The following is an 11,484-nucleotide window of genomic DNA, read 5'->3' as shown; positions in this document are numbered from 1 at the left end:
TGCGACATCCGCAATCGAACGACCATGACAACGGTTCGTAATTTCACGACGAAATGATTCCGTTGAAGAACGGACAAGCCCTAATCCATAGTCAAATATAAATGTAAAACCACAATCTTTACAACGCTGGCGTGGTAAAGATAATTCCATCCAAAGTACACCAATATGCCAAGCATACCCATGGCGAAAACGACGCAACTTACGATCATGACAAACAGTAGCACCTGCACAAATTTGGCAAGCAATTTCTTGAGGTGCAGCTGTGAGAGGAAACACATTCGGCTCCTCATCAGATGATAGAGCGATTTCAAAAAAAGATGGTAACGGTAGCATCATTTTGATAAACTTGGAGTACAAAGCGAAAACTCCTCTCGTGGTTTGTCTCGACAACAATTACGATACGTGAGTTTTCGCTTTTATTCTATCTTTTATTATAAAAATTTTGAATTGATATAAATTCAACCCCAAGTTACGGTGATGAACCATAATAATACCATATTAAGTGTTTTTAGGGCTTTTAAATTCAGAAAAATAAGATTATTAAATCGTAGAGAAGTTGTAGTCGTTTGATTATAATGTAAGAAAAAGAGAGTGAGTAGTTGCCAAATGAATGTTTTGACCAAGCAAGTGATTGAAACAAGCTATTTAACAGCACCTTCTGCAGCGCAATATCGAGTTATTTTGCGATTTTTTTATGAGCAACATGAGCGAATGAGAGACTATATAGCTCCAGAAGAAGTTTTACACCATATGCGCACTTTCAATCAATTCGAAAATTTTGATGAAGAACAGCTCCACCAAAATTTAGCACAGCTCGTGTTGTGGAATAATTTGGTTGCACGGCAAGATATGACTAAGGCACGTACAGTAGAAGAGTATAAAAAGAAGCGCTTTCGTTACCAACCTACACCATATACAATCGAAATAGAACGTATGTTAATTAAACTTGAAAGTATTGTAGATAATACTTTCAGCGGTTCTCTTGAATCTTCGCAATTTGAACGCTTGTTACAGGCTTTACAAAGTTTAGAAGATAAGTCGTTGAACATTGAGCAACAAGTGAAGATTTGGGAAGATATTGTTCACTACTTTAATGAAATTAGAAGAAATACAGCAGATTATATTGCGTATATTAATAGTGAAAAGATCGATCAACGTATGCTTACAGAAGCTTTTTTAGTGTATAAAACTCAATTTAGCCATTACTTGCGAAATTTTATTGTTTCATTGCAACAAACTTCTTTACAGATTATAGAGTTGTTACAAAACAAAAGTATAGAACATACAATGTTAGCCGTTTTTGACAGCCTTATTACTAAAGAGAAAATACATGATCAAATAGTAGGAGTCATTGTTTCTGATGACAGCCGTTTAAAAAGTTATCAAGCAAAATTTGAGTCGATTAAAAGATGGTTTTTGGAAACAGACGGTCAAAAGAGTGAGTTAGAAATGCTGCAATGGCAAACAAATGAAATGATTAGACGAGTCACACGTTATGTACAACGATTAGGAGAGCGTCAGCATTACTTTAAAAGTAGGCAAAATGATTATTTACAGTTAGCAAAGTGGTTTAGTGAATGTCCAACAATAGTAGAAGCACATGAAATATCCGCAATAGTGTTTGGAGCTATGCAAACGCAACATGTGCAACTGAAAACAGATACGACGGATGATTTGTATAGTGACACATGGTCTGAGAAGCCAGAAAAAATAGTAATTAAACCACGCACTAATCGGTACCGTGAAAAAACAAAAGCGACAGGTATTGACTTAAAGGAAACAGAAAAAAGAGCTCAACGTGAAAAATACTTATCTGAGCGTAGGCAACAAGAATTGTTAGTGAAAAATTACTTTAAGCATGGCACTGTGCAATTATCAAAACTTAGTGTAATAGAGCCTTTTATGAGGAAGCTATTATTAACGTGGATGTCAAAAGCGAGAACAAGTGACAAGAATTTAGTAACTACAGAGTTTGGTACACTGTTACGCATAACGATGCTTGAAGAAAAAACAACGTTAAGAGCGCAAGATGGTGATTTATTAATTCAAGATGCTTTATTTGAATATGTGAAGGAGGCATAGTATGGAGGAAGTATTTGATGAGAAAGCTGTGCAAGGTTTGGATTATTTATTGCATCATTTATGGGTATTACGAAAAGATAATGCAAATATGTATCGACAAATTAGAGAGCGGCAAAAAGTGTTACAACGCTATGTTTCCGATAAGCTTGGGTTGCAACTTCATGTTCACCAACATTTTATAAAACTTGATAAACTGCCTGTTAAAGCAGAAAGTGGGATGGGGATTCAGCAATTTACAACACCAATGGATTATATTGTTTTCTGCTATGCTTTAGCATTTATTGAAGGAAAGCGCATTGAGGAGCAGTTTTTACTATCAGAATTAACGGAAGAAATTCAAGCCACGAGTTATAAACAAATTGCTTTAGATTGGACGTTATTTCATCATCGTAAATCATTAATTCGTGTAATGAAGGTACTTGTAGAGTTTCACTTGATTGAAATTATAGATGGTGATGTCCAACGCTTTGACCATCATGAAGAGCAAGAGGTACTGTATGAAGTTACAATCTATAGTCGCTACTTTATGAGAACACACCCAAAGGCTTTTACCCAACTACAAAATGCACAAGAGCTCTTGCAACTAGAGCATCAATTAGTGAGCGAAGATGAGAGGCGTAAAAGAGTTTATCGACAATTACTCTTAACGCCAGCGCTTTATAGAGAAAGTAATCAAGACCAAGATTTTTTATATGTACGTAACTATAGAAATCGCATTAGTGATGATATAGAAAAGTATACAGATTTTAAATTGCATGTTTTTAAAAATGTTGCGTTTTTATCTGTAACAGAGCCTAAGCGATACTATCAAAGCTTTCCGAATACTAAAGCGATTACAGATATTGTTTTGCAACTATCACAATATCTTCATCAAAATATTGCTAATTATAATAGCCAAGAAAATGGCATGATTGCATTGACGGAACATCAGCTAACGGAAATTTTACTGCAACTTAAAGAGCAATTAGGTGAGGGATGGGCCAAATTGTATCGAGACAAATCAATAGCAAGTGTACAAAAAGAACTTATAGATGAACTAATCTATTGGCGAATGGGTTCAATTTGTGCAGATTTTATTTATATTCACTCGCTATTAGGTGCATTTGTAGGGAGCTATCCCTCAGATTATAGCAAGGAGGAGAAATTATGACACAGTGGCAAATTAATAGGGCTGGCTTGTTAAGCTTTTGGTATTACGATGAAGAAATATTTGAATTTGCAGACGGTAAGCTATTACTTAGGGGAACGAATGGCTCAGGGAAGTCAGTTACGATGCAAAGTTTTATCCCTGTGTTGTTAGATGGTAAAAAATCGCCAGATCGTTTAGATCCATTTGGGTCAAAGGCTAGAAAGATGAGCGATTATTTATTAGGTGAAGAAGGGGTTTCGAATCGAGAAGAGAGAACGGGCTACTTGTTTATAGAGTATAAAATGTTAGGTACAGAGCAATATATAACAACCGGTATAGGTATGCAAGCACGGCGTCATAAAGATTTAAAATCTTGGTATTTTGTTATTACAGATAATCGTCGTATTGGAATTGATTTTGAATTAGCGCATCGTAGCGAAAAGGAGCTAATTCCGTTTTCTCAAAAGGAACTAACGAATCGCATAAGTACTGGCGGTATAGTAACGGATAGTCAAAAAGAGTACGCAGCGCTTGTAAATAAATATATATTTGGCTTTGAAACAATGGAGGCGTATGAGGATTTAGTAAAATTACTTATTCAATTACGCGCACCTAAGTTATCTAAAGATTTTAAACCAACTGTATTATACGATATTTTAACATCTGCCTTGCCACCGATTACAGATGATGAGCTAAGTCATTTGTCAGATGTTATTGAAAATATGGACCAAACAGAGCAACAGTTGGAGCAACTAACGCTAGAATATAAAGCAAATAAAAAAATCGTAGAACGTTATGATGTTTACAATAAATATATTCTAGGAGAATGCGCTGAACGTGTAATGTTAGCGGAAGATGAGCTTTCAAACTATTCATCCTGTAAAAAAGATTTAGTAGAAGAGATGGAGAGTAGAGAACAGTATATTAAAAGGTTAAATCAAGAGCTAGAGCAAACGAGATTAACTTTAAAAATATTAAACAATGAAGAACAGTCTCTTAATAACCATGAAATATGGGCGATTACGACAAAGCTTGAAGAAAACAAGCAACATTTAATGAAAGTACAACAAAAACTAACTAAACTACAAATGCGTAAGGATAAAGAAAATACTAATTATTTAAAACATGAACAAGCAATTAAACAACAAGAAGAAAAACTGATTCAAATTGAATATGAAAAGCAAGAACTTCTGTTAAATATGCAACTTCTGGCGGAGGAAACAGATTTTACTCAGCATGTAATAAATGTAGAGAGCTATGACAAAGGTACACCTTATTTTGATTACTGGAAAAAAGAAGTGAGTGCACATAAAGAGAAAATTCGAAATATAGCGTCATTAGTAGCAACCCAAGAAAGTTTGCATGAACAAGAGAAAGTGTCTGAGCAAGCGTATTCCGTAATTACCAGTGAATTAGATATAGGTCAAACACAATTAGTACAATCTGAACATTGGTATAGGGAAGAACAGCATAAACTAAAGATGGCGCTTTCTAATTGGATGGATAATCATGATACTTTGCATTTTACTGTTGAAGAACAACAAAAAGCTTCGTCAATTATCGAACGACTTTATGAAGGAACAATTTACAGCGAGGCAACGGCTATTTTAACTAGATCCTTAAATAAATTACGTGCTGAAAAGATGGCGAATTTAGCTACAAATGAGCAGTCTCAGTTACATCTTAAAACAGAAATTATAAAAGAACAACAACATCTTCAACAATTGAAAGCTACAAAATTAGCAGAGCCTCAGCGAGAAGAAGGGAAAATAGCGTTTCGTAAGCAACTTACTGCACAAGGTGTACCTTACGTACCATTTTATGCAGCAGTAGAATTTCAATCTCACGTTACAGAACAACAGAAAGGTTATATTGAAGACGCTTTACTTACTACAGGCATTTTGGATAGTTTAATTTCCCCAAACCATTTTACTGTACAAGAAGATGCTGTTTTACTATCAAATCCAAAGCTACTGGATTTTACATTAGCGGATTTTTTACAACCTGATGTAGAAGATAAAAGTGTACCGATAGCGCTAATTGATGAAATTTTACGTAGTATTCCAGTAGAGACGACAATAAATGAATTTGCGATTGATGTTAAAGGCTTTTATAGAATGGGGCTAATAAAGGGGCATGCCCCAAGTCATGGTCCTGCTCGTTTTATTGGTAGAACATCGCGTAAACGTTATCAAGAGGAACAAATTTTACGTAAAAAACAGCTAATTGAGCAGCTTAATGAACAACTCCAAGCAACAATAGTTTCTCATAGTTTATTAAGCGAAAAATTAGAAGAAATAGCGTCTTGGGAATCAACAATCCCAACAGATAAAACATTAAATGATTTGCGTATGGAAATTTACACACAGCAAGAAAGTCAAAAAAATCGACAATTTCAACAACAAGAAATAGAGCAAAAGTGGCAGGATATACGTGGGCAACTAAAGAAAATTCAACAACAGTTGAACCTTGAAGAAAACATGCAAAATATCCCGAAAAATACTGAACAATTAAAGGAAGTAGCACAAGCTCATGATGAGTACTTAGCACAATTAAATGATTTACACCGAATTTTTGACAAAATAAAAGTAACAAAAAATAGATTGCAAGAAATAGAGCAACAAGTAGAAAATAGTAAAGAAATGATTGACGATATTCATAGTGAAATAATTGATGAACAGTATGCGGAAAAAGCATTTGAACAAGAAATACATGCACAAGAATATCAATTGAAATTACAAGGGGCAGAAGATGTACAGCAAAGAATAGCTGAAGTTCAGCAAGAGAAGCAAATAAACGAAATACGTTTTGAAGAAATTCGTACAATATGTCCGAAAGAAGAGACAGAATATGAATATATGAAAGACAAACTTCAGCAACTCGAACAACAAGAATATTTTGCTAACCTAATGTTTTTGCAATGGCAGCAAGCGTTACAGGAAGAATTAAACTTTAAGTTTATACCAGTAGAAAACACGTGCCCTAAAGCTCTTACAAAGCAGTTTAAAAAAAACCAAGACCGTGTCAAGCTTGAAGAAAGTTTATCACGTGTTATAAATGAGCAATTAACCGTTCTTGCAGAATACAATAGTAAAAGCTATATCAATAAAAGCAAATTACTGCCACAACTTGAAGTAGTTAATCATGAGAAAATAGAGAATTTTGAGCGGTTGCGCAATCGTCGTATTATTGAGTTAGAGTACAGAGGGCAATATGTTAGTCCATATCATATTGATAATGTATTGCAAAGCGAACTAACATATAATCATCAGTTATTGGATGAACAGGATAGAGAACTTTATGAGGATATTATTGTGAATTCGGTGGGTAGAATTTTGCGTCAACGTATTGCTCGTGCGCAACAATGGGTAAAAGAGATGGATAGTATTATGGCAGTTAGAGATAACTCTTCTGGATTAATTTTTTCGGTAAGTTGGAAGCCACGTACAGCAGAGGCAGAAGGTGAGTTAGATACAAAGGAATTAGTACAGCTATTACAGCGTAAAAGTAGTTTTTTAAGTGAAGTTGATTTGAAGAAAATCACCAAACATTTCCGTTCACGTATCGAAAGCGCTAAAGAGATAGTAAGTTTAAGAAATGAGGGCAATACATTACGACAAGTACTTAAAGAAGTGCTTGATTATCGTAAATGGTTTTCATTTATTTTATATTACACACGTCAAAATGAAACGAAGAAAGAGCTGACCAATAACGCTTTTTACAAATTTAGTGGAGGAGAAAAAGCGATGGCGATGTATATCCCATTATTTACAGCAGCCTATTCTCGTTATAAAGAGGCGGACACCATGGCACCATTTATTATTTCATTAGATGAAGCATTTGCAGGTGTCGACGAACAAAATATAAGAGATATGTTTGAAGTAGTAGAGCAACTTGGTTTCAATTATATTATGAACTCCCAAGCAATTTGGGGAGATTATGATACCGTATCTAACTTGGCGATTGCTGAATTAATACGCCCTAAAAATGCAGACTATGTTACTGTACTTAACTATCGCTGGAATGGTAAGGAACGTGAGCTAATTGACTAATATAAATGTTTTTAGACATAGTGCATTTTTGAAGTTATTTAAGCAATTTAAGCGAAAATATTATTCTTTTGGTAGTATGAGAGGCAATGTAAGTTTGAAAGATTTTACAGCAGACGAAGTTAAAGAAATTGCTGGGTTTTTAGGAGTGCCTGAATACCAGCTTAATCAGAAAAGAAGTGTGTCGCTTCAACAATTTGAAGCCCAACTTGCAACTACTTCTTTTTCTCAATTTACCTTAAAAGAATTATTAGAAGAAATTTTAGAAGAAAAGCTACAATCGAAAGAGGAAGATGAGCGTCTGAAAGGCAATACAAAAAAACAATTTATCAATGATTTACAGGAAATACTAAGTGATTTACCACAGTGGTACAATCAAATTCAAAAGCAAACAGGAGATTCAAAGTTTATTTGGCAAGAACAAAAAGCACTACTGCCTACTATTCAATTAGTAGCAAAGGCTGTAAGTAGACAACTTAAAGGTAATGATTTTATTAGGTTACCTATTTTGGCACAACTTGCAACAGGAGACCCACATGCATTTGATAGTAAGAATATAGCTGGCAAACTATTAGTACATGCAGTGTATAGTTTGAGTAAACAACCTGTAAATTATCCAAAAACTAGAGAAGAACAAGTTGATTTGCTAGGGGACCTGAAAATTATTCAAGATGATTTGTGGAATTTTGTTACGTTTCAAGGGCTTTTAGGTTATGAACAGAAGGAGTTGCATCCCCTATGGCAAGCAGCTGTAGCAACAAAGAGCGCCGTAAATATGCCAATGCGTCACTTAGTCTCTATTACTAAGGTGAGACCTGCTATTGGTAAACGTGTTTATATTGTAGAGAATTCGAGTGTTGCGTCTACTTTAATGGATGCTCATCCTAAAGCTCCTATTATTTGTACACATGGGCAGTTACGTATGGCCAGTTGGCGTTTATTAGATTTATTAAGCTCTGAAATTGAGCTGTACTATTCAGGTGATTTAGATCCAGAAGGATTACGTATTGCGCAACATATTAGCAATCGTTATAGTGAGCGAGTTCATCTTTGGCGTATGGATGAAGCTTGTTATCATTTGGGAATGACAGGTGAATTAACAGCAAAGCGTTTGTCTAACTTGCAATCACTTACAATACTGCCAACTATAACTGAACAAATGAAGAGGCATAAAAAAGTTTCTTATCAAGAAGCATGGCTTGATTTATTGGTAGCTGATATTAAAATCTGAGTGATAGTTAGGTATATATTGAGAATTTAAGGGGCGAAGCTGTAAGCTGAAGCTTGTTAGTTACATTCTTTAGCAATTAAATAATTGTAGTGTGCAGTTTTAGAAGATGATTCAGAGAGCGTATAAATTGATGGTATGTTGATTAAAATAGTCTAGTAGTTCTAGGCATATTTTTAAAATAAAGACTATCGAAACTCAGAGTTAAGGTGTCATACTCCTGCAGTTAGTGAAATATTGCTATCTCTCCTAGTAAAAATGTTTTATGATAAATGTAATGATTAGCCAAAATTTATCTAAATGGGTAGGAGATGAGAGAATGTTAGGTAAATACTCACCATTGTATCGATTTTTAAATGATAGCGGGGAAGCCATAGTAACTTTATATTTTAAAGAAATTGAAGCATTGTTATGTTTTAAGCTACCAGTATCTGCGTATAAACATCGATCATGGTGGGCTAACCAATCAAGACCTAGAGCTCAAAGGAAAGCGTGGTGGAATGCCAACTATCTTGTTGATGAGGTCAATTACGAACATAATTATGTATGTTTTCGTAAAAAGGGAGCAATCATTAGTAGGAAGCCGTATAAAGCACCTTATACCCGTAATTCATTGCCTACACTTGCTACAAAAGTAAATCGCTTAACTGAGGTAATGCGAGAGAGTGATAATTTATTTGATACCAAAACGATAGATGAGCAATTTCAGCTAATACGTACGATTTCTCGTATACTTGGCAATATCAATTATGATTTAAAAGTGCTGAGTTATTATTATGTTAACGCTTTTTTACAACAAACGTATGCGTTGAAGACGTATAGAGCGCCAGCTATGCTAGGTAAATTTATAGATGAAACATTACCTGATGGTAGACGTATTATTGGCAAGTTAAAAACAACTTATCCCTACGGTGCCACTTATTTAAGTACGACTCAAATACGTACATTAAAGAAAGATATTTTATTTTTACAGCAGCAAGAAGCGGATGCAAAATATTTTTTTGTTATTGATGAACATATGTATGGGCTACTGTTAGATAAGTACTGTAATTTACTCGTAGGCATTTCTATTGTGTGGCTACCAGAGGCTCTTTCTAATAAGTCGGCAATTACAGCAATAAAGGAGTAGAAAATGAAAGTGAAAAAAGAAGGGCTTTTTGCTCGAGTTATAAAAGCAATAAAAGATACCGAACATTTAACGAAACCTGTCTTGAGACTCCTACGGCTAAAGCCGCAAGCCCTTCACCTTACAGTGCACGGGTGGGATTCTTGAGTGATTTACCGTTCGCAATTCATTTCTGCTTTGAACAATCCTCAAGATGAGGGTATCTCATTGCCCCTCCTAAGACAGTGCGTATCGCATCTTAGGCTGATTGGCTATTACCACCAATCACAGTTCGTATAAGCGTTTTAGCGTCTTTTACTTGACGACACATATTGTTTTACCGATAGCATGTATTCGGCTATCGAACCTTATACAATATCTAATTTTCAACGAACGAGAATGTTTTAGAGACTTTTACTTGTCTATAGAACAAGTGTACCCTATTTTCAGTCAATTGAGCTAGCAAAAGCTACTCCTTGACTGACCTCACTTTCATCCCATAGCTAAAGTAATGGGCTTTCTCGTTCGGAAAATCCGTAATAAAAGAGGCAACTGACAGTGTAATGCAACTTGAAGTGTATAAGCGTAAATTAGCGAGTGAGCCAAGTGAAGCGCTAGCTACAAAAGTTAAGTTATTGGCGTTGGGAAGTAGGGGAGAAGCGCAAGTGCTCTTTGAGTTGCAAAATGCCTTTTTACCATTACATATTTTACATGATATTCAAGTTGTACATAATACATTAAAAGCGCAAATTGATATTGTGGTAGTCACTCGTAAGTTTATTTTGCTTGTTGAAGTGAAAAATTATTTTGGCAATATTGTAGTGAATGCGAAGGATGAATTTTCACGTCAAGTTTATCAAGGTAATCGTGTGGTTTTTCAAGAGGGCTTTTACAGTCCTTTGCGTCAAGTAGAGCGCCAAGCGGAGGTTTTAAAGGAATGCCTTACAGCGCAGGGGCTAATTAAACGGCTCCCTATACGCTATGTTGTAGTGTTTGCAAATAATAAAACAATACTCGACACAACAGCAGCGAATGAAGCTGTCACTAAACAAGTTATAAGAACTGACGGTCTAGTTAATTATATTAAGCAAGCCTTGAACGAAAAATCGCCTGCTTATCTTTTAGATAATCATATGACAGAAATAAGCTTAGGCATTAAAGCATTACATACATCTATCGAAAAAGAGGTAGACCTGCTAGAGCAAAAAATAGTCAATGAAATGCCTGATGATGACGCCTTAGCCCAAGCTATAAAGAAATGGCGCTTGGCAACAGCAACAGCTCAAGGGAAAAAAGCTTTTCATATATTTAGCGATAAAACTTTAGAGGATTTACTTGCTAAAAAACCAACTACTTTACAAGCGTTAAGTGATGTCTATGGCTTTGGCGACACGAAAGTGAAGTTGTATGGTGATGATTTAATTCGAATTATTCGAAGTGATAGTTAAAAAGTAATGTTTTAGCGTGCGTATGTTTAATGCTGCATAGCGAAGGTAAAAGTCTTACTGTAAGACAAAACAAGAGAGGAAGATTACATGAGTGAGGATATTAACAGCCGAGTAAGTAATCAAATCGATAAGATGTCTACGGAAGAAAAAGATCATATTTTATAAAGCTTTATGCATTTTACAAGCTATTTGAAAGATCAATTAGCAAAAGGTGAAAGTTTAGGCTTTAGTGATAATATGTTAGCCAAAGCAGCGAAATTTGTGGCAGATCACTTAGCTAAACACGAGGAACCACGTAATCGAGAAGAGAAAGTGTTAAATGAATTGTGGTTAGCAGCTGATGAAGACGAAAAGGAAGCATTATCACGAGTATTAGTGAAAATGGTTCAAAGTGCATAAAAACAGACGTTTTTAATGTCAAATTAAAATAAACGGCTTGCGTC

General features: G+C 35.1%; 7 protein-coding genes and 1 pseudogene. 7 read left to right on the top strand and 1 reads right to left on the bottom strand.

The genetic code is table 11. The annotated features are described in order from the left end of the window. Positions 1 to 357, bottom strand: a pseudogene (locus CH76_RS09955) (hypothetical protein); the annotation flags it as partial. Between the two features lie 249 nt (positions 358 to 606). Between CH76_RS09955 and CH76_RS09950 the strand changes: the two are divergent. The 7 genes from CH76_RS09950 (at position 607) to CH76_RS09920 (ending at position 11,440) form a co-directional block, all read left to right on the top strand. Next, positions 607 to 2,082, top strand: coding sequence for a TIGR02677 family protein (locus CH76_RS09950; protein ID WP_036145605.1), 1,476 nt, complete (start codon positions 607 to 609; stop codon positions 2,080 to 2,082). Between the two features lies 1 nt (position 2,083). Next, entirely contained in the window at positions 2,084 to 3,232 is a 1,149-nt protein-coding gene (locus tag CH76_RS09945) for a TIGR02678 family protein (RefSeq protein WP_036145602.1), read from the top strand. Then, positions 3,229 to 7,263 (top strand): TIGR02680 family protein, encoded by a 4,035-nt coding sequence (locus CH76_RS09940; RefSeq protein ID WP_036145600.1) that lies wholly within the window; start codon positions 3,229 to 3,231, stop codon positions 7,261 to 7,263. The genes CH76_RS09945 and CH76_RS09940 overlap by 4 nt, the downstream gene beginning before the upstream one ends. 76 nt (positions 7,264 to 7,339) lie before the next feature. Further along, positions 7,340 to 8,491, top strand: coding sequence for a TIGR02679 family protein (locus tag CH76_RS09935; RefSeq protein ID WP_255344105.1), 1,152 nt, complete (start codon positions 7,340 to 7,342; stop codon positions 8,489 to 8,491). Positions 8,492 to 8,807: 316 nt separating this feature from the next. Next, complete coding sequence (locus tag CH76_RS13540; RefSeq protein WP_051910311.1) at positions 8,808 to 9,617, top strand: hypothetical protein; 810 nt, start codon at positions 8,808 to 8,810, stop codon at positions 9,615 to 9,617. Between the two features lie 539 nt (positions 9,618 to 10,156). Beyond that, positions 10,157 to 11,041 carry an NERD domain-containing protein gene (locus CH76_RS09925; RefSeq protein WP_036145594.1) on the top strand — a complete coding sequence of 295 codons (885 nt, stop codon included), beginning with the start codon at positions 10,157 to 10,159 and terminating at the stop codon, positions 11,039 to 11,041. A 171-nt stretch (positions 11,042 to 11,212) separates the two neighbouring features. Beyond that, a complete protein-coding gene (locus CH76_RS09920) occupies positions 11,213 to 11,440 on the top strand; it encodes a DUF3243 family protein (RefSeq protein ID WP_255344104.1) in 228 nt (75 codons plus the stop codon). Positions 11,441 to 11,484 lie beyond the last annotated feature (44 nt).

Source organism: Lysinibacillus sp. BF-4 (genome assembly GCF_000743635.1).
Classification (GTDB): Bacteria; Bacillota; Bacilli; order Bacillales_A; family Planococcaceae; genus Metalysinibacillus; species Metalysinibacillus saudimassiliensis.
The sequence above is the reverse complement of the archived record's forward strand: the minus strand, read 5'-3'. Positions and strand labels throughout refer to the sequence as shown.